The organism is Oceanithermus profundus DSM 14977, assembly GCF_000183745.1.
Lineage (GTDB): Bacteria > Deinococcota > Deinococci > Deinococcales > Marinithermaceae > Oceanithermus > Oceanithermus profundus.
In genome coordinates this window covers 1,574,182-1,600,422 of the sequence record NC_014761.1, presented here as the reverse complement: position 1 = coordinate 1,600,422, position 26,241 = coordinate 1,574,182, and the positions used below count along the sequence as shown (strand labels likewise).

General features: G+C 68.8%; 19 protein-coding genes, 1 tRNA gene and 1 pseudogene. 1 reads left to right on the top strand and 20 read right to left on the bottom strand.

The genetic code is table 11. The features are described from left to right. Nucleotides 1-1,372: 1,372 nt before the first annotated feature. The 12 genes and pseudogenes from OCEPR_RS13225 to OCEPR_RS07845 all read right to left on the bottom strand — a co-directional run bounded on the left by OCEPR_RS13225 (nt 1,373) and on the right by OCEPR_RS07845 (nt 11,668). Nucleotides 1,373-1,543 (bottom strand): YdeI/OmpD-associated family protein, encoded by a 171-nt coding sequence (locus OCEPR_RS13225; RefSeq protein ID WP_148229283.1) that lies wholly within the window; start codon nt 1,541-1,543, stop codon nt 1,373-1,375. Between the two features lie 84 nt (nt 1,544-1,627). Continuing rightward, nucleotides 1,628-2,029: a VOC family protein gene (locus OCEPR_RS12535; protein ID WP_083804290.1), complete on the bottom strand. Its 402-nt coding sequence runs from the start codon at nt 2,027-2,029 to the stop codon at nt 1,628-1,630. Between the two features lie 210 nt (nt 2,030-2,239). Then, on the bottom strand, nt 2,240-2,923 hold the full coding sequence (locus OCEPR_RS12530) for an HIT family protein (protein WP_222829113.1): 684 nt from the start codon (nt 2,921-2,923) through the stop codon (nt 2,240-2,242). 93 nt (nt 2,924-3,016) lie between these two features. Further along, nucleotides 3,017-3,421: pseudogene (locus tag OCEPR_RS12525) on the bottom strand (nucleoside deaminase); the annotation flags it as partial. Nucleotides 3,422-3,655: 234 nt separating this feature from the next. After that, entirely contained in the window at nt 3,656-3,997 is a 342-nt protein-coding gene (locus OCEPR_RS12830) for a hypothetical protein (RefSeq protein ID WP_148229282.1), read from the bottom strand. Between the two features lie 127 nt (nt 3,998-4,124). After that, complete coding sequence (locus OCEPR_RS07875) at nt 4,125-5,558, bottom strand: UDP-N-acetylmuramoyl-L-alanyl-D-glutamate--2,6-diaminopimelate ligase (RefSeq protein WP_013458182.1); 1,434 nt, start codon at nt 5,556-5,558, stop codon at nt 4,125-4,127. Nucleotides 5,559-5,562: 4 nt separating this feature from the next. Further along, nucleotides 5,563-6,189: a deoxynucleoside kinase gene (locus OCEPR_RS07870; RefSeq protein ID WP_013458181.1), complete on the bottom strand. Its 627-nt coding sequence runs from the start codon at nt 6,187-6,189 to the stop codon at nt 5,563-5,565. An 8-nt stretch (nt 6,190-6,197) separates the two neighbouring features. Then, entirely contained in the window at nt 6,198-6,797 is a 600-nt protein-coding gene (locus OCEPR_RS07865) for a deoxynucleoside kinase (protein ID WP_013458180.1), read from the bottom strand. Nucleotides 6,798-6,812: 15 nt separating this feature from the next. After that, on the bottom strand, nt 6,813-7,883 hold the full coding sequence (locus OCEPR_RS07860) for a S1C family serine protease (protein WP_013458179.1): 1,071 nt from the start codon (nt 7,881-7,883) through the stop codon (nt 6,813-6,815). Between the two features lie 42 nt (nt 7,884-7,925). Next, nucleotides 7,926-9,746, bottom strand: coding sequence for an arginine--tRNA ligase (locus OCEPR_RS07855; protein ID WP_013458178.1), 1,821 nt, complete (start codon nt 9,744-9,746; stop codon nt 7,926-7,928). 61 nt (nt 9,747-9,807) lie between these two features. Then, nucleotides 9,808-10,155, bottom strand: coding sequence for a HesB/IscA family protein (locus OCEPR_RS07850; protein WP_013458177.1), 348 nt, complete (start codon nt 10,153-10,155; stop codon nt 9,808-9,810). A gap of 97 nt (nt 10,156-10,252) precedes the next feature. Further along, nucleotides 10,253-11,668: a tyrosine phenol-lyase gene (locus OCEPR_RS07845; protein ID WP_013458176.1), complete on the bottom strand. Its 1,416-nt coding sequence runs from the start codon at nt 11,666-11,668 to the stop codon at nt 10,253-10,255. Between the two features lie 94 nt (nt 11,669-11,762). Here OCEPR_RS07845 and OCEPR_RS07840 point away from each other — a divergent pair, with 94 nt between their 5' ends. After that, nucleotides 11,763-12,971 carry a DUF3179 domain-containing protein gene (locus OCEPR_RS07840; protein WP_013458175.1) on the top strand — a complete coding sequence of 403 codons (1,209 nt, stop codon included), beginning with the start codon at nt 11,763-11,765 and terminating at the stop codon, nt 12,969-12,971. On the opposite strand, the gene lepA is transcribed toward OCEPR_RS07840, so the two are convergent. The 8 genes from lepA to pheS form a co-directional block, all read right to left on the bottom strand. Then, a complete protein-coding gene (gene lepA, locus OCEPR_RS07835; RefSeq protein ID WP_013458174.1) occupies nt 12,968-14,773 on the bottom strand; it encodes a translation elongation factor 4 in 1,806 nt (601 codons plus the stop codon). The genes OCEPR_RS07840 and lepA overlap by 4 nt on opposite strands. Nucleotides 14,774-14,857: 84 nt before the next feature. Then, nucleotides 14,858-14,945 (bottom strand) — tRNA-Leu (locus OCEPR_RS07830). 52 nt (nt 14,946-14,997) lie between these two features. Beyond that, complete coding sequence (locus OCEPR_RS07825) at nt 14,998-16,647, bottom strand: S8 family serine peptidase (RefSeq protein ID WP_013458173.1); 1,650 nt, start codon at nt 16,645-16,647, stop codon at nt 14,998-15,000. A 45-nt stretch (nt 16,648-16,692) separates the two neighbouring features. Further along, nucleotides 16,693-18,549, bottom strand: coding sequence for a S8 family serine peptidase (locus tag OCEPR_RS07820; protein ID WP_013458172.1), 1,857 nt, complete (start codon nt 18,547-18,549; stop codon nt 16,693-16,695). 4 nt (nt 18,550-18,553) lie between these two features. After that, entirely contained in the window at nt 18,554-20,797 is a 2,244-nt protein-coding gene (locus tag OCEPR_RS07815) for a VWA domain-containing protein (RefSeq protein ID WP_013458171.1), read from the bottom strand. Between the two features lie 3 nt (nt 20,798-20,800). Further along, nucleotides 20,801-22,015: a flavodoxin-dependent (E)-4-hydroxy-3-methylbut-2-enyl-diphosphate synthase gene (gene ispG, locus OCEPR_RS07810; protein WP_013458170.1), complete on the bottom strand. Its 1,215-nt coding sequence runs from the start codon at nt 22,013-22,015 to the stop codon at nt 20,801-20,803. Nucleotides 22,016-22,743: 728 nt separating this feature from the next. Then, nucleotides 22,744-25,083, bottom strand: a complete 2,340-nt coding sequence (pheT, locus tag OCEPR_RS07805; RefSeq protein WP_013458169.1) for a phenylalanine--tRNA ligase subunit beta — start codon at nt 25,081-25,083, stop codon at nt 22,744-22,746. A gap of 10 nt (nt 25,084-25,093) precedes the next feature. Then, a complete protein-coding gene (gene pheS, locus OCEPR_RS07800; RefSeq protein WP_013458168.1) occupies nt 25,094-26,110 on the bottom strand; it encodes a phenylalanine--tRNA ligase subunit alpha in 1,017 nt (338 codons plus the stop codon). Nucleotides 26,111-26,241 lie beyond the last annotated feature (131 nt).

Genomic DNA, 26,241 nt, shown 5'->3' with positions numbered 1-26,241 from the left:
GTCCGGCATGGACCCCTGCTTTCGCAGGGGCAGGCCCGGTCCCGCCTTGCACGTCCAGGGTGACGGAGTTTGTCTAGCACCCGCGAGACCCTGAATCAAGTTCAGGACAAGCCCCGGATCTCGCTCCGCTCGTCCGGGGTGACGAAGAAAAAGAGAGGGCAGAAAAGACGCCCCCGTCGTTCCGGACAAGCGGGCCGTTGACCCGCTCGAGCCGGGCCTGCCCCGGACCTGATCCGGGGGTCCATGCCGCGCCTGAACCCCACGATTCGGTCACCGAAAAGCAATGCTCCCTCCCCTGGGGGAGGGTTGGGGTGGGGGTTGTTGGTGATGCTTGGGCCAAAAGCTGGTCGCTGGTGCATGGCCGGCCCACACCCCACATCCGGCATTCCAGCAAACAACCCCCCTCTGGCGGCTACGCCGCCATCTCCCCCAAGGGGGAGGCTTTAAAGTCGGCCATCAAACAAACCGTAGCGTTCACCATGCTTTAAGCTTTGGATCCCCCCGCTTTCGCGGGGGCAGGTCCAGCTCGCGCAGGTCTACGACCTGCTTGGCTGGAATGACGAAAAAATGGCTGAATAAAATCCACTTGTAGCCCAACTGCCAACTCGTCATCCCAGGCAAGCGGCGAAGCCGCGCGACCTGGGATCCAGACCGGGTCACCGACCCGCGATTGAGGTTGCGTCAGCATTCTGGCGAATAGATGGCGACTCGTTGGTATCAACCTAATTTCGGCTTACCGCTCAGCATTGACCCCGGATCTCCCTCGGCTTCAAGCCTCGGTCGTCCGGGGATACGGCTTTGGTTGCGGAAAAGAAAAAGTGGTTCGCGTCCCCGGCCAAGCGTCCATTGCGGCCGCGCGAGCCGGGCCTGCCCCGGACCTGATCCGGGGCCCGTGCCGCGCCCGAACTCCACGATTTAGTCGCCGCGAAAACGAACCTCCCTCCCCTTGGGGAGGGCCGGGGTGGGGGTTGTTGGTGATACAACGGCCAAAAGTCGGTCGCCGGTGCATGGCCGGCCTACTTCCTACCAACTACACCCCACACCCCTCTATTCCAGCCCAAGTAATTTCCGCGCCAGGGCGACTTCGTCCCAGGGTAGGGTTTCGCTGGCTCGTTCCAATGTGCGTTCGTGCCCCTTGCCGGCCAGGACGACGGTGTCGCCCGGGCGGGCGAGCTCGAAGGCCAGGGCGATGGCGCGCGCGCGATCGGGCTCGAGCAGATAGTCTTACCCCTCACGCCCGCCGGATTCCCCAGCCCGACAGACTTTGAAAAGCCCCCAAATTGGCCCAAATCGCGCCGCTTACCACCGCCGTAAGCGGGTCGGGTGAATGCAGGGTTTGTCTGTCAACTGCTCACACAAAACACATACCCCTTCAACCATATCGCTTAGGGCGACAAGCCATCTTCATATACTTATCACCCTGCTCTAACTCTTCCAGCATCTGCGCAAATCGCTTTTCTCTCGTCTCCGTCCGCTTCGCTCTGGTTATCCATCCAATATAATCATTCTGCTGGTACGGCGGGCGGCTACGATAAGCTTCCATCAGCCTGCGCTCAACCAGCGCATCACGAATATATCCGGCATTTCATAGCGCGGTCGCTTCAGACGAGTGCCAGGGCCACCCATCTCACACTTGCTCTATCGGTTGATTGATTTCTATCAAATTCCCGTCCGGATCGCGGAAATGCGCTGTGCGAATACCCCAGTCCGGATGATCTGTTGGTTCTACAACCATTCTCACGCCCTTCAAACGCAAATACTCACTGGTTTCGTCCACGCTCGCTACACCAAATATCAGACACACACTATCCTTACTTTCCACTCTCTCCGGCAGTTTTTCCGCTCCGACTGTTGCCGCCATTTCCCTTTTGTCAAACAAAGCAATATTGACTGTTCCCGTAGAAAAATCGGCGTAAGTGTCATTCTCTGTCCCAAATGTCGGCGTGAACCCCATCACATCTCGATAGAAGAGGAAGCACTCCCGAAAATTCGTCACCAGCAAACGCGTAAAATCGTACCTAAATTGCATGTTTTCTCCTTTGGCTCAATCTACATACCTCTTATCTGGCAGGCTAACGAGGGCGTAAGCTGACCGCCGTGTTTGCAAACGCAACCCGATTTTACACGAAAAAATGTACACGAAAAACGCGCCGCATACCCTGAGCCGAAGGCGTGTCAGCTTTACGCGGGGTTAGCCCGCTCTGCCTTTAAGGTTCATCATACTGCCATCTCAAAGAGATTACTCATTTTTCAGTTTCTCGCGCAGACGCATACATAATGCGTCTATCTCTTCTGCGCCACCACGAGGTGCGCCTGGCCACTCGTCCACGTGGATACCCCAATATTCACGTGGCGCACCAGGATAACGCGGTACTACATGAACGTGAAGATGGTGTACAAAATCTCCCAGCACAAATACATAAACATGCTCTGCTTTTTCGCTGGCTTTGAGCACTTTGCTTAGGCGTGCCACCATCAAACCTATCGCCTGGGCTTCTACATCTGTTAATTCTGCCACTCCTGGAACATGCCGCTTTGGTTCAACCATAAGATAACCCAGATAAGCTGTGGCTTGCCCTTCGCGGATTTGAGCATGTCCTATGTAAACCAGGTCATCTTCGTAGATTGCCCCGCCGGGAATATGTATTTCTTTTCGATGTTTGCGGCAAATGAAGCAGTCGGGGTCATACTGTATCAAGTTGACGATTCCTTCCCTTCCAAAAGGCTGTATTTGTTTGTCTTTCTTACCACACAGCTGTACGGGATGAACAAGCGGGCTAACGTGAGCGTAGGCGGCAGTGGCGGGTTTGCACAACCCACACTGACATTGTAGCACCAGCGTTGGCAAAATTGCGCCGATTCTGGGAGCGGCGTAAGCCGCTGTCCGCTGCACACAGGGTTGGGTTGCCATCTTCCAATTCAAGCAGTATTTATATGATTTCGTTCCCGTATGTCTGCCGTAAATGCCAATTCGTCAAACCCAGTTCTCTTCCGTATATCTTCGTCTGCGTTCCCACTATTTCATCATCTCTCCTATTTCCTTTGTATTCTCCACTCGCGGTTCGGGAATTGCCAGCACTTTTTTCATGTTTTCCTTTTCATATCTTTCCAGCACAAATCTTGCTGCACCACCATACCTGTCATTCACTCCCCATACGATCGCTGTAATATCCGCCGCTATTATTGTCCCCATGCACATGAGGCACGGCTCTACAGTTACATAAAGCACGCTTTGGTGTTCGTGTTTTCGCGAATACTTTCCTGCTTTGCGTATTACCTCGATTTCAGCATGTGCAGTTGGATCATTTCTTGGTATCACCAGGTTGTAGGCCTGCGCAATGCCAATCCGGATTACATCCATGATAACAGCATCTACCGAATACGTTTTAGACGCTTCGCCTTTCTTGCTTGTTCTAACGCAAGTTGGAGACCATTTGTTATTTGCTCATCCGAAAGGTTAATCTCAGCTGGACCCATCGCTGGTCTTTTTTCAAAAATGTACGCTTCACTCCGCCAAAGCTAATCGGCAACCCAACAACGGCGTCAGCGGCTTGCGAGCCAAGCGAGCGAAGCGAGTGCTGGCGAGCAAGTTACGCATAAAAAGTCAGCTTACACTTTACAACTCAAAAGCACTTTTCGCGTGCCGCTTATGCTTCTAAGCTAAGTCTGCCTTTGGCCTGTTCGCTTGTTGACCGTTCGGAACTGCATCCTCTCCGTTTGGACGCTTACCCTTGCCAATAGTATGGTGCTTGCAGCACCGGTCGGCCAGAGTGTCAAAGCGCTCACCATGCTTTAGGCTCTGGATCCCCCGCTTTCGCGGGGGCAGGTCCAGCTCGCGCAGGCCTCTGGCCTGCTTGGCTGGAATGACGAAAAATGGCTGAACAAAATCCACTTGCAGCTTAACTGCCACCTCGTCATCCCAGGCAAGCGGCGAAGCCGCGCGACCTGGGATCCAGACCGTGTCACCAAGCCGTGACCAGTTTTTCAAAAGCGTCAACGATGGATGATATTTGCTTTCTCCCCTCGGGAAGGGCCGGGGCGGGGGTTGTTGGTGATACAACGGTCAAAAGTCGGTCGCCGGTGCATGGCCGGCCTACTTCCTACCAACTACACCCCACACCCCTCTATTCCAGCCCAAGTAATTTCCGCGCCAGGGCGGCCTCGTTCCAGGGGAGGGTCTCGTTCTCGCGCTCCAGCGTGCGTTCGTGCCCCTTGCCGGCCAGGACGACGGTGTCGTCCGGGCGGGCGAGCTCGAAGGCCAGGGCGATGGCGCGGCCGCGGTCGGGCTCGAGCAGGTAGTCTTTTCCTTCGCGCCCGCTGGCTTCCTCCGCCCCCCGGGCCAGCTCGGCCAGGATTTCCTCCACCGGTTCGCTGCGGCTGTCCTCCTCGGTGAAGACGGCCAGGTCAGCCAACTCCACCGCGGTGCGGCCCAGCGGCGCGCGTTTGCCGGGGTCGCGCTCGCCGGCGGAGCCGACGACGACGACGAGCCGCCCCTCGGTGGTCGGCCGGAGCGCGGAGAGCGTGGCGGCCAGGCCCTTCGGGGTGTGGGCGAAGTCCACCACGACCCGGAAGGGTTCGGTCCGCACGATCTGCATCCGCCCCGGCACCCCCGCGAACCGCGGCAGCTCCGCCGCGGCGCGCTCCGGGCTCACGCCCGCGGTGTAGGCGGCGGCCAGGGCCGCGAGGGCGTTTTCGGCGTTGTAGCGCCCCAGCATTGGCAGCCGGGTTTCGAAGCGGCCCTCGGGACTCGCAAAGGCGAAGGCGAGCCCGGCGGCCTCCTCGTGCACCTCGAGCAGCTCGAATTCGCCCCCCGGGCCGTAGCTCAGGTGCGGCCGGTGCACCAGCCGCATGGCGTAGGGGCAGGCGGTGTTGAGCACCGCGAGCCGCGCCCGCTCGACCAGCAGGGCCTTGGCGCGGAAGTAGCCCTCCATGTCGCCGTGGAAGTCGAGGTGTTCGGGGCTGAGGTGGGTCCAGACGGCCAGGTCGAAGTCCACGGCGTCGAGCCGGTGCTGGGCCAGGGCGTGGGAGCTGGCCTCGAGCACCGCGTGGGTCAGGCCGCCTTCGACCATCCGCGCCAAGAGCCCCTGCACCTCCGGCGCCTCGGGGGTGGTGAAGTGGCCTTCGGGGAAGGCGAGCCCCGCGCCGGCGTCGTAGCCGACGGTGCCGATCATCCCGGTTCGCCGGCCGCTAGAGGCCAGCAGGTGGTGCAGCAGGAAGGTGGTCGTCGTCTTGCCGTCGGTGCCCGTGACCCCCGCGACCCAGAGCTTTTCGGAGGGGCGGCCGTGGAACTCCGCCGCCAGCCGCGCCAACGCCGGCCGCAGCTCGGTCTCGGGCAGGCGCAGGTAGGGCACCCCGGGGCTCAGCGCCCGCGCGCCCGCCACGGCCACGGCGCCCCGGGCCACGGCGTCCGCGACGAAGGCGTGCCCGTCGAAGCGCCGGCCCGGCAAGGCCACGTAGACGAAGCCGGGCTCTACCCGCCGCGAGTCGTGGGTCACCCCCCGCACCTCCACGTCGGGAGCCGCGAGGCCGAAGGGGGCGAAGAGTTCGCGAAGGGTCATGGGTTCACTCGAAGAGCTCGAAGGGCTGGAGGCCGCGCACCTCGAGCTGCTGGTAGATCCAGCGGCGGTCCTCGGGGTTCTCCACGAAGTCCAGCTCGTCGCCGGGCAGCGTGAGGACCGGCACGTCCTTGAGGCCGCCCACCCACTCCTCGTAGAGCTGGTTCAGCGCCGCCAGGTATTCTTCGGGAATCGCGCGCTCGTAGTCGCGTCCCCGCTTGGCGATGCGCGCCTTGAGCGTCGTTACGCCGGCGTGGATGTAGATGAGCAGGTCGGGCTGCCGGAGCGCCCGCGCCACCCCCTGGAAGAGCGCGGTGTAGGTGGCCCAGTCGCGGTCCGAGAAGTGCCCCTGCTGCCGCAGGTTGCGCGCGAAGACGTGGGCGTCCTCGAAGACGGTGCGGTCCTGCACCACCCGCCGGCGGGGGTTGATCTCGCTCAGGTGCTGGTCGAGCCGCTTGGCCAGGAAGAAGACCTGCGAGTGGAAGGCCCAACGCCCCATGTCGAGGTAGAAGTCGGCGAGGTAGGGGTTCTCCTCCACGGCCTCGTAGACCGGGTGCAGCCGGTAGCGCGCCGCCAGCAGCCTGGTGAGCGTGGACTTGCCCGATCCGATGTTTCCGGCGATGGCGATGTACATGCCCGCCCTCAGTCTACGCTGGCCCGGGCCAGCACCTGGCGGGTGACCCAGTGGGCGGCGGCGGGATCGTCGGCGTAGTTGACGTCGGTGTTGTCGAAGACCCAGAGGCGGCCCCGGTAGCGGGCGAAGTGGCGGTCGTAGGCCTCGGTGAGGCGCTCGAGGTAGCCCGGGTCGATGCCGCGCTCGAAGCTGCGGCCGCGGCGGCGGATGCGCTCCAGCAGCACCTCCAGCGGCGCCCGCAGGTAGATCGTCAGGTCGGGGGTGGGGATGCGCGGCGAAAGGCTCTGGTAGAGCTCCTGGTAGAGCTCCCATTCGTGCCCCTCGAGGTTGAGGGAGGCGAAGATGAAGTCCTTGTCGAAGAGGTAGTCGGCGACCACCGCGCGCTCGAAGAGGCGCGGCTGCGCCAGGTGTTCGAGCTGCTTGTAGCGCGAGAGCAGAAAGAAGACCTGGACCTTGAAGGCGTAGTGCTCCGGGTCCTCGTAGAAGAGCGGCAAAAAGGGGTTTTCCTCGACGACCTCGAAAAGCGCCTCGCCCTCCAGGGCCTGGGCGAGGTGGCGGGTGAGCGTGGTCTTACCGACCCCAATGGGTCCTTCGATGGCGATGTACACGTCGTCTCCCGGGTGTCAGCGTCGTGCGGTGAGTTGCACGGTCACGGTGATCTTCTGGCCGTTTCTCCAAAGGGTGAGCTCCACCTTCTCGCCCGGGCGGCGGCGGGCGATCTCGCGGATCACGTCGAAGCGGTTCTTGACGGCCTTGCCGCCCACGGCGACGATGACGTCGCCCAGCTCGACGAGTTTGCCGTAGCGGTCGCGCCGCGCACCTTGCAGCCCCGCGGCCTCGGCGGGCGAGCCCGGTTGCACCCGGTCGACCATCGCCCCCTGGGTGCTTTCCAGGCCCGCCAGGCGCAGGGTGAGCGGATCCAGCTCGGTCAGGTCGACGAGCGCCGCGCCCAGCCAGCCGCGCTGGGGCACCCCGAACTGCTCGAGGTCGTAGATGCTCTGCACCACCAGGTAGGCGGGCACGGCGATGCCCAGCCCGCCAATGCCGCTGGCGCCGCCCAGCACCGCGTCGATCACCCCGATGACCCGGCCCTGACCGTCGAGCAGGGGGCCGCCCGAGTTGCCGGGTTCGACGCGGGCGTCGGTGTAGAAGATCTCGGGAATCTCGATGCCCACGTCCCCCTCGCCTAACTGCCCCACGTAGTCGAAGGGGCCGCTGCCGGAGATGACGCCGACGGAGACGAGGTTGCGCTTGCCGAAGGGGGAGCCGAGCACGATCGCGGTCTGCCCGGCGAGCACCTTGGTTTCGCGGGCGAAGGTGAGGGTGGCCGGGGCCGTGGCTCCGTGCACCTCGAGGATGGCCAGGTCGATGCCGCGGTCCACGGCGAAGACGTCGGCGGGGTAGCTGCGGCCGTCGTAAAGGGTGACCGTCAGGTTCTTGAGGCCGTCCACGACGTGAAAGTTGGTGACGACCCGGCCGCTCGAGTAAAAGAACCCCGAGCCCCAGACGGCGTCCTCGCCGCCGGCGTAGGTGGGGGTGCCCTGGATCTTGACCACGGCGGGCATGGCCTCCTGGATCACCCGGACGCGGGCGGCCTCGGCCGCGCCCGAGACCTCGGCCCAGGCGGGCAGGGCGAGCACGGCGATCAGCCAGAGGGCCGTGGCGAGGGAGGGGCGCAGGTCGCGGGGTCGCATTCGCCTTAAAGTATACGGCCCGGGTCTTAAACTCGCGTAAGATTACATGGCTTCGGGGGCGCCGATGCCGAGCAGACCGAGGCCGGTGGCCACCGTCTGCTTCAACCGGCGCACCAGCGCCAGCCTGAGGCCGCGCAGCCCCTCGGGAGCGGTGAGCACCGGGGTGGCCGGCCGGCCGTCTTCCTTGGCGTTGTAGTAGGCGTTCCAGGCGGCGGCCAGGTCGAGCAGGTACTGGGCCAGCACGTGCGGCGTCTTGAGCTGGGCCGATTTCTGCACCGACTCCTCGAAGCGCAGCAGCACCTTGGCCAGCTCCACCTCGTAGGGCGTGGCCCGGTCGAAGTCGGGTGCGTCGGCCAGGCCTTCGGCCTCGGCCTTACGCAAAATCGAGGCGGCGCGGGCGTGGGCGTACTGCAGGTAGGGGGCGGCGTCGCCCTCGAAGCTGAGCGCCTGGTCCCAGCGGAAGTCGATCTGCTTCTTCGGCTCGGTCTTGACCATCGCGAAACGGACCGCGCCGATGCCCACCATCCGCGCCACCGCGTCCGCGTTCTCCAGGCCGGGGTTCTTCTCGGCGATCACCGCGCGGGCGCGGCGGACCGCCTCTTCGAGCACCTCGTCCACGCTGACGGTGTGCCCTTTGCGGCCCGAGAGCGGCCGGCCCTCGAGCAGCACGGTCTCGTAGGCCAGGTGGTAGGCCCCCTCGGCTAGGTCGTGGCGGCCGGCGGCCTCGAGCGCCGCCTTGAGCACCTGCTGCGGGTAGCTCTGGCGCACGTCGATGACGTTGATCGTCTCCTGGGCGTTGCCGAAGGGCATGGGCTCGCCTTCGGGGTGGCTGGTGTAAAGCTCGCGCCCCGAGGGCTGGCGGGTGAAGGGCCGGAAGCGCAGCCCCTCGAGAAGGCCCATCTTCCAGAACTGAAAGGCGATGTCCTTGGCCGTGTAGGTCGCGGTGCCGTCCGAGCGGAGCAGCACCAAATAGGGGTCTTCCATCCCCTCGATGAAGGCCGAGGTGTCCATCACCAGCGCGCCGGCGTACTTGCCCTCGGTCGGGCGGCTCACGTAGGGGGTTTGCTCCAAGAGCGCCAGCGCCCGCTGCAACAGCCCCTCGCGCACGAGGTCGGACTCCCAGACGAGGACGTCGTACTCGGCGTTCAGGTCCCACATCGTCTCGAGCTGGGCGGTGAGCAGCTTCTCGATCTCGCCGCGCAGCTCGCCGGCCTCGAGCCGGTGCAGCACCGCGCGAATGGCCGGCTCCAGCCGCGCTTTGGCTTCTTCGTCCTCCATTTCACGGTGCAGGCGCACGTAGGCCTCGCCGACCCAGTGGTCGTACTTCTTGGCCCCGTCGTAGGTGAGGCCGTAGTGCTCGAGCGCGAACAGGCTCTCGGCCGACTGGCGTCCGGTGTCGTCGATGTAGTTGAGCACTTCGACCCGGCGCCCGGCGAAGTCGAGGATGCGGGCGATGGCGTCGCCCAGGGCGACGTTGCGCAGGTGCCCCACGTGCAGCTCCTTGTTGGGGTTGACCGAGGTGTGCTCCACCAGCACCTTGCCGCCCTGCTTGGGCGCGGGCTCCACCGGCCGGGCGGCGGCGCGGGCGAGCCAGGCGGGGTCGAGGAAGAAGTTGACGTAGCCGCCCACGACCTCCACACGCGCGACGCCCTCGGGCGGTTCGATCCGCTCGGCCAGCTCGGCGGCGATCCGCGGCGGCGCCTTGCGCAGGACCCGCGCCAGCTGGAAGGCGACCGGGGTGCCGTAGTCGCCGGGTTTGTCCGCGGGGGTTTCCTGTACGTCGATCTCGGGGGGTTCGCTCACGCCCATGCGCTCGAGGGCCTGGGCGACGGCTCGTTGGAGGGGGGCCTTGACGCCGGTCATCAAGGGGCCATTCTAACCGGAAGGGCGGCCCGGAGGCCGCCCTTCGCCGGCGCTTGCGGATTCAGTGGCCGCAACCGCAGCCCCCGCCGCAGCCGCAGCCCTCGTGGGCGCGGGCCGGCTGGATGACGAAGCCTTCGCCCTGTTCGCCTGCGGTCCAGTCGATCGTCGCGCCCTCCAGCTGGGTCCAGCTGACGGGGTCGACGCGGATCGTCACCGTGCCGGCCTGGAGCACGACGTCGCCGTCCAGCGCGTGTTCGTCGACGCTCATGCCGTACTGCACGTGGTGGCCGTGGCCCTGGGCGTAGACCCGGACCGCGGCCCGGGGTTTCTCGAGCTGCTGGAGCACCTCGGCCAGCTTGGCCGCGGCCGCTTCGGTCACGGTGAGTCCCACTGCGGTCTGCGTTTCCATGGCGCAAGGGTATCACGGCCTGGAGCAGGCGAAGGGAAGCGAGGTGACAAACGTCCCGCCTCCTTGGGGGGCGGGACGTTTGGGTTCCGGGCGGCCGTCAGGCCACGGGCTCGAAGCGCGCCTGGAAGAAGCGCAGGTACTTGGGCTCGTAGACCATCCTGAGGCCTTTCGCCTCGTGCCGGCGGTCGAAGACGGCCTTCACCGACTCGGCCACCACGTCCATGTGCGCCTGGGTGTAGACGCGGCGGGGGATGGTGAGGCGCACGAGCTCGAGCTTGGGGTAGTTGTGCTCGCCGGTCTCGGGGTTGCGGCCGGCGCTCACCACGCCGCGCTCCATTCCGCGCACCCCCGAGTCGGCGTAGATGTGGGCGGCGAGCGCCTGGGCGGGGAACTGGTCCTGGGGGATGTGCTCGTAGATCTTGCGGGCGTCGAGGAAGATGGCGTGGCCGCCGATGGGTTGGACGATGGGGATGCCCCAGTCGGTGAGCAGCTCGCCCAGGTAGCGCACCTGGCCCACGCGGGCACGCACGTAGTCGTCCTGCACCGCCTCCTGGATGCCGATGGCCAGCGCCGCCATGTCGCGCCCGGCCATCCCGCCGTAGGTGTGCAGCCCCTCGTAGACCACCACCAGGTTGCGGGCGGCCTCGAAGTGGTCTTCGTGGTTGAGCGCCAGCCAGCCGCCGATGTTGACCAGGTTGTCCTTCTTGGCGCTCATCCAGGCGCCGTCGGTGTAGCTGCAGAACTCCTTCAGGATCTCGGCGACGCTCTTGTCTTCGTACCCCGGCTCGCGTTCCTGGATGAAGTAGGCGTTCTCCATCATCCGCGTGGCGTCGAGGTAGACCCGGATGCCGTACTTGTCGGTCAGCGCCCGCACCGCCTTGATGTTCTCCATGCTGATCGGCTGGCCGCCGGCCATGTTAACCGTGCCGGCCACGCTGACGTAGGCGATCTTCTCGGGCCCGACGCGCTGGATCAGGTCTTCCAGCTTGGCGAGGTCGATGTTGCCCTTGAAGGGGTGCAGGCTGGCCGGGTCATGGGCCTCGTCGATGATCACGTCCACGAACTTGCCGCCGGCCAGCTCCTGGTGCAGCTTGGTGGTGGTGAAGTACATGTTGCCGGGGACGTACTGCCCGGGTTCGATGGCCACCTGGCTGATCAGGTGCTCGGCGCCGCGGCCCTGGTGCGTGGGCACGATGTACTTGTAGCCGTAGTAGGTGCGGATGGCCTCTTCCAGGTCGTAGAAGTTGCGGCTGCCGGCGTAGGCCTCGTCGCCCAGCATCAGCGCCGCCCACTGGCGGTCGGACATGGCGCTGGTGCCCGAGTCGGTGAGCAGGTCGATGTAGACGTCCTCGGAGCGTAGGAGGAAGGTGTTGTACCCCGCCTCCTCGATGGCGCGCTGGCGCTCCTCGGGGCTCATCGTCTTGATGGGCTCGACCATCTTGATCTTCCAGGGCTCGGCCCAGGAGCGGCGGCCGAACTGCTGCCCCATGGTGACCACGTGTTTCTCGCTCATGTGAACCTCCTTGGCGTTCAGCCGCAGGCTAACACGCGCGCCCCGTGTCGGCTAGACGACGCCCGACCCCCGCGCCGGCGTCTAGCGTAGGGGCATGAAACGAATGGGGTGGTTGGCGTGGGCGCTGCTGGGATCGGCGCTGGCGCAGGGCGCCTGGCAGCTGCTCGAGATCCCCCGGGAGGGACCGCTCGTCTCGTTGCGGGCGATCGAGGCGGGCGGCCCGCCGCCCCAGGGCATTCCCGCGCTGGGGTTCGGCGGCAGCCACAACGGCGCGGTGGAGCCGAGTCCGCCGCCGCGCTTCGAAAGCGTCGAAGCGGCCCGCGGCTGGCTGGACGCGCGGGAGCCGGTGCTGGTGCTCGAGCTCGCGGGCGAGGCCCGCGCCTACCCGCTGCAGATCATGATCTGGCACGAGATCGTCAACGACGTGGTGGCGGGCCGGCCGGTGGCCGTGACCTACTGTCCGCTGTGCAACAGCGGCCTGGGCTTCGACCGGCGCCTGCGCCTTTCGGACGCGCAGGCGGAGCGGGTGCGGGCGCGCAACCCCGAAGCCGCGCTCGTGCGGTCGGGCGCGGGCTGGACGCTCGAGGTCACCCTGGGCACCAGCGGCCTGCTCTACAAGTCGAACCTGCTGATGTTCGACGACGCCACGGCCACCCTCTGGTCCCAGATCCTGGGCCGGGGGGTGGTGGGGACGCTGGCGGGGGTGCGGCTCGAGCCCCTGCCGGTGCAGCTGCTGGCCTTCGAGGCCTTCGCGCGCGCCCATCCAGAGGGCCGGGTGCTTTCGCGCGCGACCGGCTACGAGCGAAACTACGGCGAGAACCCCTACTTCGCCTACGACGCCCCCGAGGGGCGGCCCTTCCTCTTTCGCGGCGAGCCCGACGCGCGCCTCCCCGCGATGGAGCGGGTGGTGGCCGTGCGGCTCGGGAACGAGGCCGTGGCCTATCCCTACGGCCTGCTGCGCGCGGCGCGGGTGGTCAACGACGCCGTTGGCGGGGTTCCGCTGGTCGTCTTCTGGAGCCCCGGCGCCGCCAGCGCGCTCGACCGCGCGCGCGTCGCCCGCGGCCGCGACGTGGGGGCGGCGGGCGTCTTCGACCGGCGGATCGCGGGCCGCGAGCTCGCCTTCGTCTGGGACGGCGGGGGTTTCGTGGACCTGCAAACGAGGAGCCGCTGGGACCTGCTGGGGCGGGCGCACGCCGGGCCCCTGGCGGGCCGCAGGCTCACGCCCCTGACCCACGACAACACCCTCTGGTTCGCCTGGGCGGCCTTCTTCCGGGACACGCGCGTCTACGGCGCGGGGCGCTAGGCTTCTTCCTTGCCCGCCGAGAGCACGGCCAGGAAGGCCTCCTGGGGCACCTCGACCTTGCCGATCGCCTTCATGCGGCGCTTGCCCTCTTTTTGCTTTTCCAAAAGCTTCTTCTTGCGGGTGATGTCGCCGCCGTAGCACTTGGCCAGCACGTCCTTGCGCAGCGCGCGCACGGTGCTGCGGGCGATGATCTTGCCGCCGATGGCGGCCTGGATGGGCACCGCGAACTGCTGGCGCGGGATCACGTCCTTCAGCTTTTCCACGATGGCTCGGCCGATCGTCTGGGCCTTGTCTCGGTGGGCGATGAAGGCCAGCGCGTCCACCGGCTCGCCGTTGACCAGGATGTTCACCTTGACCAGGTCGCCCGGCTTGTAGCCGATCTGCTCGTAGTCCATGCTGGCGTAGCCGCGGCTGAGCGACTTGAGGCGGTCGTGGAAGTCGTAGAGGATCTCGCCGAAGGGCACCTCGTAGACGAGCTCGACCCGCTTGCCCAGGTAGTTCATGGTGACCATCTGACCGCGCTTTTCCTGCAAAAGCTGCATGATCGGGCCCACGTAGTCCTCGGGGGTGTAGACCGAGAGGCGCACGTAGGGCTCGCGGATCTCCTCGATCAGGGTGGGGTCGGGCAGGTCGGAGGGGTTGTGGACCTCGATCTCCTCGCCGCTTTTCAGGGTCACCTTGTAGATCACGCTGGGGGCGGTGGCGATGAGGTTGAGGTCGAACTCGCGCTCGAGCCGCTCCTGCACGATCTCGGCGTGCAGCAGGCCCAGAAAGCCCACGCGGAAGCCGAAGCCCAGCGCCTCGGAGGTCTCGGGCTCGAAGTCGAGCGCGGCGTCGTTGAGCTTTAGCTTCTCCAGCGCGTCGCGCAGCTTGTTGTACTCCTGGGTGTCCACCGGGTAGAGGCCGGCGAAGACGACCGGTTTGGCGGGCTTGAAGCCGGGGTAGGGGGCGTCGGTGGGGTTGGCGTCGAGGGTGACGGTGTCGCCGACCTGGGCGTCGCCGATCTCGCGAATGCCGGCGGTGAGCCAGCCCACCTCGCCGGGGCCCAGTTTTTCGGTGCGCTCGAGCGCCCCCGGGCGGAAGACGCCGGTGCGGTCGACCTCGAAGGTCTTGCCGGTGGACCAGATGCGGATGACGTCCCCGGGCTTGACGGTGCCTTCGAAGACGCGCACGTAGGGCACCACGCCCTGGTAGGCGTCGAAGATGGAGTCGAAGATCAGCGCCTTCAGCGGCGCGTCGGGGTCGCCTTGCGGCGGGGGGATGCGCCGGACGACGGCCTCGAGCACCTCGTCCACCCCCTCGCCGGTCTTGCCGCTGGCGAAGATGCACTCCTCGGCGGGGATGTCGAAGGTCTCTTCGATCTCCAGCGCCACCTCCTCGGGGCGGGCCGAGGGGAGGTCGATCTTGTTGATCACCGGGATGATGACGTGGTCGTGCTCGAGCGCCAGGAAGAAGTTGGCCACCGTCTGCGCCTCGACGCCCTGGGTGGCGTCCACCACCAGCAGCACGCCCTCCACCGCGGCCAGGGCGCGGCTGACCTCGTAGTGGAAGTCCACGTGGCCGGGGGTGTCGATCAGGTTGAGAATGTATTCTTCCCCGTCTTTCGCCTGGTAACCGAGCCGCACCGCCGCGGCCTTGATGGTGATGCCGCGCTCGCGCTCGAGGTCGAGCGAGTCGAGGAACTGCTCGCGCATCTGCCGCTCGCTGACGGCGCGCGTCTTCTGCAAGATGCGGTCGGCCAGCGTGGACTTGCCGTGGTCCACGTGGGCGATGATGGAGAAGTTGCGGATGCGCTCCTGCACAAGCTCTAGTCTACAGGCCCTGCGGAGGTCTGAACAGGCGGCCTCCTCCGCCGCAAGGAACGACCCCCGCGCGTGGCGGGGGTCTGGTGCCGGGAGCGGGACTCGAACCCGCACGGGGGAAACCCCCAACGGATTTTAAGTCCGTTGCGTCTACCGATTCCGCCATCCCGGCCCGGCGGGCGCTACGCTCATCCTAGCCGGGCCGGGGGCGTTTGCCAACCGCGCTAGTAGCAGCCGTAGGCGTTCGTGACCGTGTCCAGCACCCGGTCGGCCCGCACCAGCCCGGCTCCCGTTTCGACGTCGACGCCCGCAGGGTCGAGGTCCTGCGCGGCCGAGCGCAGGCAGGTGGTCACCTGGCCGGGCGTGGGCAGACCGGCGTTCTTGGCGTAGTACTGGCTGATGTAGAGCGCGGCGACGCCCGCGGCGTAGGGCGTGGCGAACGAGGTGCCGTCGCCTTGCAGGTAGGGTTCGGCGTCGTTGATCGTGGGGATGCCCGCGCCGATGACGTTCACCCCGGGCGCGACCACGTCCAGGTCGCTGCCGTAGTTCGAGAAGCTGGCGCGCGCGGGCGGCGTGCTGGTGTTGGGGTCGCCGTTGTCCGTCGCCCCCACCGCGATCGTGTACTGCGAGCTCGCCGGATAGCCCACGAAGCTGTCGTTGAAGTTGCCCGAGGCCGCCAGGCTGACGACGCCCTGGTTGTAGGCCGCTTGCAGGGCGGCTTCGATGGTGGCGTCGGGGCTCGCGGTCATGTCGGCGCAGGCGGTGCCGCTGCTGTCGAGCAGGCAGAGGCTGAGGTTGAGCACGTGCGCGCCCCGCTGGCGCGCCCAATCGACGGCGTCGGCGATCGTGGCGCTCGTGCCGTTGGGGAAGACCTTGAGCGGCATGACGTAGGCCAGGTTGTTCGTGCTGCCCGCCATGCCCTGGGCGTTGTTGGTCTCGGCGGCCACGATGCTGGCCACGAAAGTGCCGTGGTCGTCGCCCGCCGCCGGGTAGGGGTCGTCGTCGCCGTCCGAGAAGTCGTAGCCGAAGATCACGTGGGCGGCGAGGTCGGGGTGGTCGTTGGCCACGCCCGAGTCGATCACGCCCACCACCGGGCGGCAGCCGCCGGAGAGGAGCAGGTCCCAGCCCTGGGTGATCTGCATGAGGCCGAACTGGTCTTGCTGGTAGGTCGCGAAGAGGGTGTCGTTCGGGGTGTAGAGGGGGCCGTAGCGGTAGTTGGGCTGAACGTAGACACCCAGACCGCTCGCGAGGATGCGCCGGGCCGCTTCGGCCTCGCCGCCGGCTTCGGTGCGGTAGCGGATCCAGCCGTCCAGGCCGGGGGCGGACAGGCGCTCGAGCCCCAGCTCGGCCTCCAGCGCCGCCACCTCCGCGCTTTGCAGCGTCACGCCGTCGGGGCGCAGCACCAGCAGCTCGCCGGGGACGTAGGCCACCCCGTCGAACCGCCCCATGCCCGAGGGCGCCGCGTCCCCGGCCGGAGCCTGGAGCGCCAGGCTCAGGCTCCCCGGGGCGGGGCAGGCGTCCGCAGGGGGCGTGGGGGCGCTGGCCGTGATCTGGGTGCCGGCGCTGGCGGTGCCGCCGCGCCCGTCGCTGACCGTGAGCGTCGCGGTGAAGCTGCCCACGTCGTAGCTGTGCAGCACCGTCAACAGGCTGCCGCAGGCGAACTGGGCCGGGGTCGTCCCGTCCCCGAAGTTCAGGGTGCAGCTGAGCGTGTCCCCGTCCGGGTCGAGGGCCGAGACGGTGAACTGCACCGACAGCGGGGCGTACCCCGTCGTCGGCGCGGCGGTGAACGAAACGATCTCGGGCGGGGTGTTGATGCGACATCCCGCCAGGACGAACAGCAGAAAGAGCAGGGCGGTACCGACTTTCCTGTACATGGCTTTACTTTACCCTTTGGGGGGTAACGCGCAGGTTAACGTGCGTTAAGGCAGGGTTAAGGCGGGCATGCGGAAAAGGGGCTCGGGGGCGACCTGGACGGAGGCCTCGGTTCGCGGCTCGCCCCGGTCGCAAAAGCCGTTGGCGGTGTCGTCGCGGCAGGCGACGACCGCGTAGGGGGCGCTGGGCAGGTAGACGGCGAAGTTGCCGTCGGCGTCGGGGGTGACCCAGCGCTCGAAGGGGCCCCGGAAGCGCACGCGGTAAGGGCCCGGGGGCAGCTCCAGCGCCAGGGCCTGCGGAAGGTTGAGGAAGCCGTAGCCGTAGTACGCGTCGCGGCCGGGCGGGCCCAGGTCGGTGGCCGTGGCGGTGAGCCGTTCGAGGGCCGCCTCGGTGCTGCGGCCGGGGTCCTGCGCGAGCAGCAGCGCCAGCGCCGCCGCCACCTGGGGGCTCGCCTGCGAGGTGCCCATGTAGAAGGCGTAGTTCGGCCGCTGCGTCTGGAAGTTCCAGGTCGTCGAGAGCACGCCGTCGGGGTAACCGTCCCCGTCGGCGTCCTGCTGGACGTCGCCGCCCGGGGCGCTGAGGGCGACGCGGTCGTTGTGCTGGCTGTACCAGGTGGGTCTGGGTTCGCCCGCGGCGTTGTCCACCGCGGCCACGGAGAGGGCGCCCGGGCAGCTCGCCGGGTAGAAGTAGGCCGTTCCGCCGCTGTTCCCCGCGGCGGCCACGACGAGCGCCCCCGCGGCGCGGGCGTCGGCGACGGCCTCGCACATGGCGTTGGAGAACAGCGTGGCCCCCAGCGACAGGTTGATGACCTGGGCCGGGTGGGGATTGCTGAGCGTCTGCCCCTCCCATTCCACGGGCAGCCCGGCGGCGTAGCGGATGGCGGCGGCCACGGCGCTGAAGCTGCCGTTGCCCGTTTCGTCGAGCACGCGCAAGGGCAGAACCTTGACGTCCGCCGGCCAGGCCAGGCCCGCGAGCCCGGTTTCCGAACAGATGGGGTCGCCGTTCGGGTCGTAGCACGCGGGAGGCAGCGGGTTCACGCCCGTGCGGGCGGCGATGATCCCGGTCACGTGGGTTCCGTGGCTGCCGGCTTGGGGGTTGCGGTTGTCGCCGGGATCGGTGGGGTCGGGGTCGCCTTCGACGAAGTCGTAGGCCCCGTCCGCCGGGCCCCAGAGGCGGTCGGTGAGGTCGGGGTGGTCGTAGCGCACGCCGGTGTCGATGACGGCGACGGTGACGCTGCGGGGGTAGCCGTCCAGATAGGCCCAGCGCGCCCCGGTGCGGCGCAGGTGCCACTCGAGCGGGTAGTACTCGTCGCTCGGCTCGCCCAGGGCCCGGACCGTGCCGTCGGGCTCGGCCCAGACCACGTTGGGGTCGCTTTGCAGCCGCGCGAGCAGCGCCGCCGCGTCGGCCGTCTCCAGGACCCGCAGCGTCGGCGTTCCCGCGGACTTCGCCCCCAGAGGGGCGGCTCCGGCGTCGCGGTAGCGCACGAGCACGCGGGTGGGGGCGGGGGCGGGGGCGGGCTCCGGAAGCGGGCGGGCGGGCAGGTCCAGACCCGCGCGCGCCGCGGGGGGTTCGACGACGCGGCCCTCCACGCGCACCAGCGGCCAGCGGACGGTGAGCGTTCCCTGCAGGTCCCCCCGCCACTCGAGCGTGAAACGCTCGGCGGGGAGGTTGGGGGCGCGCTCGAGCGGGGCCTCCAGGGCCAGCACGGCGGGGCCGATGCCCTGGGCGGGCTCCACGCGCAGCCCCTCCGGACCCTGGATCCGCCAGATCGTTCCGTCGGGGACCGGCAGGTTCAGGGTCCCGCGCCCGTCGAAGTTGAGCGTCAGGTCCCGGGGCGCTTCCGGCAGGCCGCTCGAGCAGGCGGCCAGCAGCGCGGGCAGCAGCACGGCGGCAAGGCGGCGCATGCCCCTAGCCTACCTCCGGCACGCCCTTGGGGTGGGCCGCGCGTTCGCGCCAGCGCTGCAGCAGGAAGAGCGCCAGCGCCAGCGCCCAGAGGTAGGAACCGACGGGCGTCGGTTTGCGCCCGGGCGCCGGCAGCTCGGCGGGCTCCGTGAGCCAGGCGCCGCCCGAGTCGCGGGCGAGTTCGCGCAGGCGCTCGGCGCCGTCGACCGCGGGCCACTCGCTGGGCTTGGGGGCGGAAACGGTGAAGACGGTGCGGTCGCCGCTGGTGACGCGCACGCTGCCCGAGAAGCCGCGGGGCAGCCGGAGGCGGAAGGTGAAGGGGGCGGTGGGCTCGAGCGGCTCCACCCGCCCCGCCCACTGGGCCAGCGGCAGCGGGTCGAAACGTCCGTAGACCCAAAGGACGGGCCCCGCGTCCGTGGTGGACCAGTCGTAGCGCGGACGGGCGGGGGTCGCGGTGAGCCAGCGCGCCAGCTGCGCGAGCAGCCGCGCGGCCCCGGGGTCGTCCTTCCAGCTGCGCCCGAGGTCGGTGGCCAGCGCCGCGACGCGGCCGCCCTCGACCTCGCCCAGGGTGAGCAGGGGCCGCCCTGCGGCCGTCTGCACGACGACCTGGGCCCATCCCGGCGCACGCGCCGGCAGCAGCACCGGGACCGGGGCGAGCTCCCGCAGCCCCTGGGTGACGGGGTGTTCGCGCAGCTGGAGGCGGAAACGGCCTTCGACCACGGGGGGCTTGAAGGCCTCCTCGCCCAGGAGCGCCAGCACCTGCGGCAGCGCCGCGGGGTCGGCCAGGTCCAGGAAGCGCCCCCCGCCCTCGCGGGCCAGCCGCGCCAGGAAGGGACGGTCGGCGTCGGCGCCCAGCGCCAGGGTGAGGGTCTTGACCCCCCGGGCGGCCGCCTGGCGGGCCCGCGCCAGCGTGCGCTGGGGATCGTCCTCGAGCTGGCCGTCCGAAAGGACCAGGATCCAGCGGGTGCGCGCGTCGAGGGGCTCCAGCGCCTCGGCGGCGGCGGCGTAGGCCGTGGCGAGCTGGGTGCCGCCGCGGGCCTCGAGCGCGTCCAGGCGGGTCTCCGCTTCGCGCTTCGCGCGGTAGGTCATGGCCTTGGGCGCGAGCAGCCAGCGGCTGCGCGAGGCGAAGGTGACGATGCCCAGGGTGTCTTCGGGTCCGGCCGCGTCCACGAGTTTGCGCGCCCCCTCGACCGCGCGCGCCAGCTTGCTGGGCGCGCCAAGGCCCATCGACCCCGAGACGTCCAGGACCAGCACGAGCGCCGCGCCCTCCTGGGGCTCGGGCTCCAGGGGGATCTTTTCGGCCAGCAGGGTGCGCTGCCAGCCGCCGAAGAAGAGGCCCTTGGGGGTCGCGGTCCACAACGCCGCGCCGCCCTGGCGGAGGTAGCGCTCGAGCCGCGCCCGGTCCGCAACGTTCCAGGCCTCCGCGGGGCCGCCGATCACCAGCAGTTCGGGCACCTCGGCCAGGTCGGCGGGGGTTCCCTCGGTCACCGTCCAGCCCGCCGCCCCCAGGTAGGCGGCCGCCGCCGGGTCGTCCACCACCAGCACCCGCCCCGGGCCCAGTGGGTCGAGCGTCACCTCGGCGCGGTCGCGGCCGATGGGCGTCTCCAGCCGCACGCGCACGGTGGTGCGCCGTTCCAGTTCGAAGCGGTAGGGCACCGAGCTGGTTCCCGCCGGCAGCCGGCGTTCGTAACGGGTCGTCGTTCCTCCGCCCTGAAAGCTCAGCCGCGCCGTGGTGGGCTCGGTGCTCTCGATCACGGCGCGCACCTCCACCGTCTCCCCGAGTCTGGGTGCCGCCGGGGCGATCAGCCGCGCGATCCGGGCGTTCGGCCGCGGGGCGACGTGCAGGGCGTAGACGGGTACGGGGCTGTAGACCCGGCCGCTCCAGAGGCCGTCCGAGATCAGCACGATGCGGTCGGGCGCGTGCGCGAGAACCGCGTCCAGGGCGGGCTGCACCAGTGTGCGCCGGCCCAGGTCGTTGCGCCGGGCGTCGGGCCCGGGCAGCGGCTCGGCGCGCTCGGCGAAGGCCCAGAAGCGGGTGCCGGGGGCTGCGAGCTCGGCCGCGATGCGGCTGGCTTCGGCGGGGGCCGAAGGGCTTTGGTCGATCAGCACCACGGTGCGCTCGTGCTCGAGCGGCAGCGTGGGGCCGGCGGCTCCCAGCACCAGCAGCAGCACCACCAGGCGCAGGAGCGGCTCGCGCACCCCAAAGAGCAGCGCCAGCGCGAACAGGAAGCCCGGCTGTTCAAAGCCCAAGGCCTAGCCTCCAGCGCCGGCGCCGAAGCGCCGCTCGACGTACTCCTCCAGGATCTGCACGAACTGTTCGGGGATGCCCTCGCCGCTCAGGGTGGTGTAGAGCTCGCCGTCCACGTAGACCGGAGCGCGGGGCGCCTCGCCCGAGCCGGGCAGGCTGATGCCCACGTCGGCGTGCTTGGACTCGCCGGGGCCGTTGACGACGCAGCCCATTACCGCCACCTTCAGCTCCTCCACGCCCGGGTAGCGCGCGCGCCAGGCGTCCATCTTGAGCGCCAGGTAGCGGCTCACCTCCTGCGCCAGTTCCTGGAAGAAGGTGCTGGTAGTGCGCCCGCATCCGGGACAGGCGCTCACCGAGGGGGCGAAGCGGCGCGCTCCCACCGCCTGCAGGATCTCCTTGGCCACCTCCACCTCGCGCGTGCGCGGCTCGCCCGGCACCGGGGTGAGCGAAACCCGCAGGGTGTCGCCGATGCCCTCGGCCAAGAGCGGCGCCACCGCCGCGGCGCTGAAGACCACCCCGCGGTCGCCCATGCCCGCCTCGGTGAGGCCCAGGTGCAGGGCGTAGGGGCTCTTCGCAAGCTCGCGGTAGACCAGCCAGAGGTCGGCCGGGGCCGAGACCTTGGCGCTGAGCACGATGCGGTCGCGCGCGAGCCCGATCTCCTCGGCCAGCTCGGCCGAGCGCAGCACCGAGACGACCAGGGTCTCCAGCAGCACCTCGTGGGCCGTCTTCGGCTCGGGGCGGCGGGCGTTGGCGTCCATGATCTCGGCCAGCAGCGCCTGGTCGAGGCTGCCCCAGTTGCCGCCGATGCGCACCGGCTTGCCGTGTTCGAGGGCCGCCTCCACCATCGTGCGGAAGTTGCCGGCGGCCCCCGCTCTTGCGCCCACGGTGCCGGGGTTGATGCGGTACTTGTCGAGGGTGCGGGCCATCTCCGGGAAGCGCGCGAGCAGCAGGTGGCCGTTGAAGTGGAAGTCGCCCACCAGCGGCACGTCCAGCCCCTCGTCCTCGAGGCGCATGCGGATCTCGGGCACGGCCCGGGCCGCGGCCTCGTCGTTGACGGTGATGCGCACGATCTCGCTGCCCGCGCGCGCCAGCTCGGCCACCTGGCGCGCGGTGGCCGCGGCGTCGGCGGTGTCGGTGTTGGTCATCGACTGCACGCGCACGGGCTCGCCGCCCCCCAGGGCTACGGAGCCCACGCGCACGGTCGGGGTGCTTCGTTTCACGTCTTCAAGGGTAACAGGGGAGGGGATGAAGGGGGTGGGAAGGGGGCGGGTGCCGGTGCGCTGCGGCAGGGCGGACCCATGGGTTCGCCGGTAACGTCGTGGCGAAGGGCGGGCGCGAAGCTGCGGCGACCCCGACCGGATGCCGGCGTCGGTGGTAGGGCGGTTTCAACCCCCCACGCTCCTACGACTCGGTATTCGTGCGGTTCGCGGCGCCTCCGAGATCCCGAATCAAGTTCGGGACAGGCCCTGAATCGAGTTCAGGAAAAGCCCCGGATCAAGTCCGGGACAGGCCTGGAACTTCGATACGCGCACGGGGCAGCCGAGCACGTTTTGTAAACAGCACCGTCGAGACCCCGGATCTCGCTCTGCTCGTCCGGGGTGACGAGGAATGTAGAGGACGCAAAACACACCCCGTCGTTCCGGACGAGCAGGTCGCCTGCCCCGCGAGGCTCCGAAGCACGTCCGGTGCAGACCCCGGATCTCGCCCGCTGCGCGGGCTTGTCCGGGGTGACGTGGAAGGAGAGGTGAGGCGCAGTAGTACTCCCCGTCGTTCCGGACAGGGAACCGCAAGGTTCCCGTGATCCCGGGTCAAGCCCGGGACAGGTCCGGAACCTCGCAGCGCGCATAGCGTGGGCGATGACCGGTGGAAGCGGGGCTTGCGCGGTTCCGGGTGAAGGCGGGGGCGGGCCACCGGGCCCGCCCCCGCCGCAGCGGCCGGAACCGTCGCGCTATTCGCGGATCTTGTACCCCGCTTCGAGGACCGCCGTGACGATGCGGCCCATCTCCTCGTCCACCTCGGCGTCGGTGAGCGTGCGCTCGGGGTGGCGGAAGGTCAGGTGGTAGGCCAGGCTCTTCTGCCCTTCGGCGAGCGGCCGGCCGCGGTAGACGTCGAAGAGCTCGGCCGCCTCCAGGTAGGGGCCGCCAAAGCGGCGGACGAGGTCGAGGACCTCGACGTGGGGCACGTCCTCGGGCACCACCACCGCCAGGTCGCGCCGCGCGGGCGGGAACTTGGGCAGGTCGCGGAACTCGCGCGCCGCCTCGGGGAGCGGGAGCACCAGCTCGAAGAGGTAAACCGGGCCCAGCTCCAGCGCCTCCTCCACCTCGGGGTGGAGCCGGCCGATGAAGCCGCGCGGCTCGTCGTTCCAGAAAACGGTGCCGCTCACCCCCGGGTGCAGCGGCTGGTGCGGCTGCGGCCGCACCTCGACCCGCGCCCCGGCGCGGGCGGCCAGCGCCTCGAGCAGCCCCTTGACGGCCGGGTAGCCTTCGCCGTAGGCGGGCTGCCAGGTGGCCTCGACGAGCGGCCCGCCCAGCACCGCCGCCAATCGGGTCTCCTCGACGTCGAGGAAGACGTGGCCCAGCTCGAAGAAGAAGCGGTGGCGCTCCTCGCGGTTCGCCGCCAGGTTCTCGAGCAAGCCCGGGTAGAGCGCGGTGCGCAGGGCGTTCTTGCTTTGGTCCATCGGGTTCTTGAGGAAGCGGCGCGGCTCGGGGGCGCGGGTGAGGCTCAGGTAGGCGGGGCTCTGCCAGGTGTAGTTGATGACCTCCCAGCCGCCCAGGCCGCGCATCGCCCGCCGCAAGGCCTCCTCGCGCCGGTAGGGCTCCTCGGCGTTCAGGTTGTCGGGGGCGGGGATCAGCGCCAGCGGCTCGGTGGGCACGTGCTCGTAGCCGAGGATGCGGCCCACCTCCTCCACCAGGTCCTCCTCGATGTTCAGGTCCACCCGCCAGGTGGGCGGCCGCACCGTATAGGGCTCCTCCCCGCCCGCGACCTCGCAGCCCAGGCGCGCGAGCGCCGCCAGCTGGCTTTCCGTATCGAACGCGGTGCCGAGCAGCCGGTTGGCGTAGCTGGGGCGGAAGGGCACCCCGCGCCGCGGCTTGTCGCCGCCGACGTCGACCACCACGTCGCCCACGGCGCAGCCGGTCCAGCGCTGCAACAGGTGCAAGAAGCGCGCCGCGGCCCGCGGGGGCAGGTTGGGGTCGACGCCGCGCTCGAAGCGGTAGCTGGAGTCGGTGGAAAGCCCCAGGCGGCGGGCGGTCAGGCGCACCCGCACCGGGTCGAAGTGGGCCGCTTCCAGCACCACCTCGCGCGTCTTCTCGGTGACCTCGGAGTTGGCCGCGCCCATCACGCCAGCGACGGCCACCGGCTCCGTGCCGCTGCCGGTCTTGCGGGCGATGACCAGGTCTTCCGGTGTGAGCCGGCGCTCCTCGCCGTCGAGGGTGACGATCTTCTCGCCGGCCTTCGCGCGGCGGACGACGATGCCTTCCTTGACCTCTTCCAGGTCGAAGGCGTGCAGCGGGCTTCCCAGCTCCCACATGGTGTAGTTGGTGGCGTCGACGACGTTGTTGATGGGCCGGAGGCCGACGGCCAGCAGCTTGCGCTGGGCCTCGAGCGGGCTGGGGCCGATCTCCAGGCCGCCGGCGTAGCGGGCCAGGTAGCGGTCGCAGCCCTCGGGGTCGGCCACCTCGACGGTGACGAAGCGGGCGACGGGGCTTTCCTCGATCTCGGTGGAAGGTTCGACCAGCTCCAGCTCCAGCTTGGCCGCCAGGTCGCGGGCCACCCCCAGCACGCTGAAGGCGTCGGCGCGGTTGGGGGTCAGCTCCAGCTCGAAGACGACCTCCGCGGGCCAGACCTCGGCCAGTTCGCGGCCGGGCTCGAGCGCGTCCGCCGGCAGTTCCAAGAGCCCCCCGGCGTACTCGCCCACGCCCAGCTCCGCCGGGCTGAGCGCCATGCCCTCGCTCGCCACGCCGCGGATCTCGCGGGCGGTAATCTCCGTTCCGTCGGGCAGCACCGCCCCCGGGCGGGCCACCGCCAGGCCGATGCCGGCGCGGGCGTTCGGCGCGCCGCTGACCAGGGTGACGACCTCGCGACCGACGTCGACCTCGAGCTTCTTGAGTTCGGTGCCCGGGACTTCCTCGGCCTTCAGTACCCGCCCGAAGACGACGCCTTCGGGCGGCGGGGGCAGGCGGTGCACCTCCTCCACCGCCAGCCCCAGGGCGTCGAGCACCTCGCGCACCGCCTCGGGCCCGGGAAGGTCGGGCAGGAACTCGCGCAACCAGGAATAGGGTACGTTCATCAAGGGCCTCCTAGGGACGCGGGAACTGGCGCAGAAAGGCCAGCCGGTTCGAGTAGAAGTAGCGGACGTCGGGGATGCCGTAGCGCAGCATGGCGATGCGCTCGACGCCCAGGCCGAAGGCGAAGCCGGTCACGTTCTCGTAGACGCGCGGCAGGCCCGCCTTTTCGCGGGCGTCGTCGGCGGCCTTGAAGACCGCCGGGTGGACCATGCCGGCGCCGCCCACTTCGAGCCAGCGGCCCTCGCCGGTGCGCGGGTCGGTCCACCAGACCAGGAACTCGACCCCCGGCTCGACGAACGGGAAGAAGCTGGGCTGCAGCCGCACCTTGGCGTTTTCGCCGTAGAGCGCCCGCGCCATCGTGAGGAGCGCCCCCTTGAGGTGGGCCAGGGTGATGCCCTCGCCCACCGCCAGCCCCTCGAGCTGGTGGAACATCGCCTCGTGGGTGGCGTCGGTGGCCTCGTGACGGTAGACCTTGCCGGGCACGACGATCTGGAAGGGCGGGGTGTGGGCCTCCATGTAGCGCACCTGCATCGGCGAGGTGTGGGTGCGCAGCAGGTGCCCGTCCTCGAGCCAGAAGGTGTCCCACATGTCGCGCGCCGGGTGGTGGGGCGGGATGTTGAGGGCGTCGAAGTTGTGGAACTCGTCCTCCGCCTCCGGCCCCGTCACCGCCTGGTAGCCCATGCGCCGGAAGACGTCGACCAGCTCGTCCAGAATCTGGGTCGCGACGTGGAACCCCCCCGGCGCCAGCGCCAGGCCCGGCAGGCTGACGTCCTCGCGCTCGCGCTCGAGTTTGGCCGCCAGCTCGGCCGCCTTGATCTCGGCCTCGCGCTCTTCGAGCGCCTTCTCGATGGCCTGCTTGACGCGGTTCAGCTCCTGGCCCCGCGCCTTGCGCTCCTCGGGGTCGAGCCCCTTCATCGCCTTGAAGGCCTGGGTGAGCCGCCCCTTCTTGCCCAGGAAGCGCACCTTGATCTCCTGCAGCGCTTCCAGGCTCGCCGCGGCGCGTATTTCGGCCAACGCTTCTTCCAACATGCTGCCTCCCAAGAATTTGGGGCGGCCCCATGCCGCCCCGCGGAAGCCCGGTGGAGCTTCCGCTAGTAGCTAAAAAAGAACCCGTAGGCCCGCATACTGGGCGTAGTATACCGCCGCGGCCCCGCTTTTCG

What these genes read in the sequence shown, in the direction of transcription:
- OCEPR_RS07825 (WP_013458173.1), bottom strand. Translation starts at nt 16,647, where the DNA reads ATGTACAGGAAAGTCGGTACCGCCCTGCTCTTTCTGCTGTTCGTCCTG.
- pheT (WP_013458169.1), bottom strand. Translation starts at nt 25,083, where the DNA reads ATGAACGTACCCTATTCCTGGTTGCGCGAGTTCCTGCCCGACCTTCCC.
- OCEPR_RS07870 (WP_013458181.1), bottom strand. Translation starts at nt 6,189, where the DNA reads ATGTACATCGCCATCGCCGGAAACATCGGATCGGGCAAGTCCACGCTC.
- pheS (WP_013458168.1), bottom strand. Translation starts at nt 26,110, where the DNA reads ATGTTGGAAGAAGCGTTGGCCGAAATACGCGCCGCGGCGAGCCTGGAA.
- OCEPR_RS07855 (WP_013458178.1), bottom strand. Translation starts at nt 9,746, where the DNA reads ATGACCGGCGTCAAGGCCCCCCTCCAACGAGCCGTCGCCCAGGCCCTC.
- OCEPR_RS13225 (WP_148229283.1), bottom strand. Translation starts at nt 1,543, where the DNA reads ATGGAAGCTTATCGTAGCCGCCCGCCGTACCAGCAGAATGATTATATT.
- OCEPR_RS07820 (WP_013458172.1), bottom strand. Translation starts at nt 18,549, where the DNA reads ATGCGCCGCCTTGCCGCCGTGCTGCTGCCCGCGCTGCTGGCCGCCTGC.
- OCEPR_RS07875 (WP_013458182.1), bottom strand. Translation starts at nt 5,558, where the DNA reads ATGACCCTTCGCGAACTCTTCGCCCCCTTCGGCCTCGCGGCTCCCGAC.
- OCEPR_RS07845 (WP_013458176.1), bottom strand. Translation starts at nt 11,668, where the DNA reads ATGAGCGAGAAACACGTGGTCACCATGGGGCAGCAGTTCGGCCGCCGC.
- OCEPR_RS12535 (WP_083804290.1), bottom strand. Translation starts at nt 2,029, where the DNA reads ATGCAATTTAGGTACGATTTTACGCGTTTGCTGGTGACGAATTTTCGG.
- OCEPR_RS07850 (WP_013458177.1), bottom strand. Translation starts at nt 10,155, where the DNA reads ATGGAAACGCAGACCGCAGTGGGACTCACCGTGACCGAAGCGGCCGCG.
- OCEPR_RS07860 (WP_013458179.1), bottom strand. Translation starts at nt 7,883, where the DNA reads ATGCGACCCCGCGACCTGCGCCCCTCCCTCGCCACGGCCCTCTGGCTG.
- OCEPR_RS07840 (WP_013458175.1), top strand. Translation starts at nt 11,763, where the DNA reads ATGAAACGAATGGGGTGGTTGGCGTGGGCGCTGCTGGGATCGGCGCTG.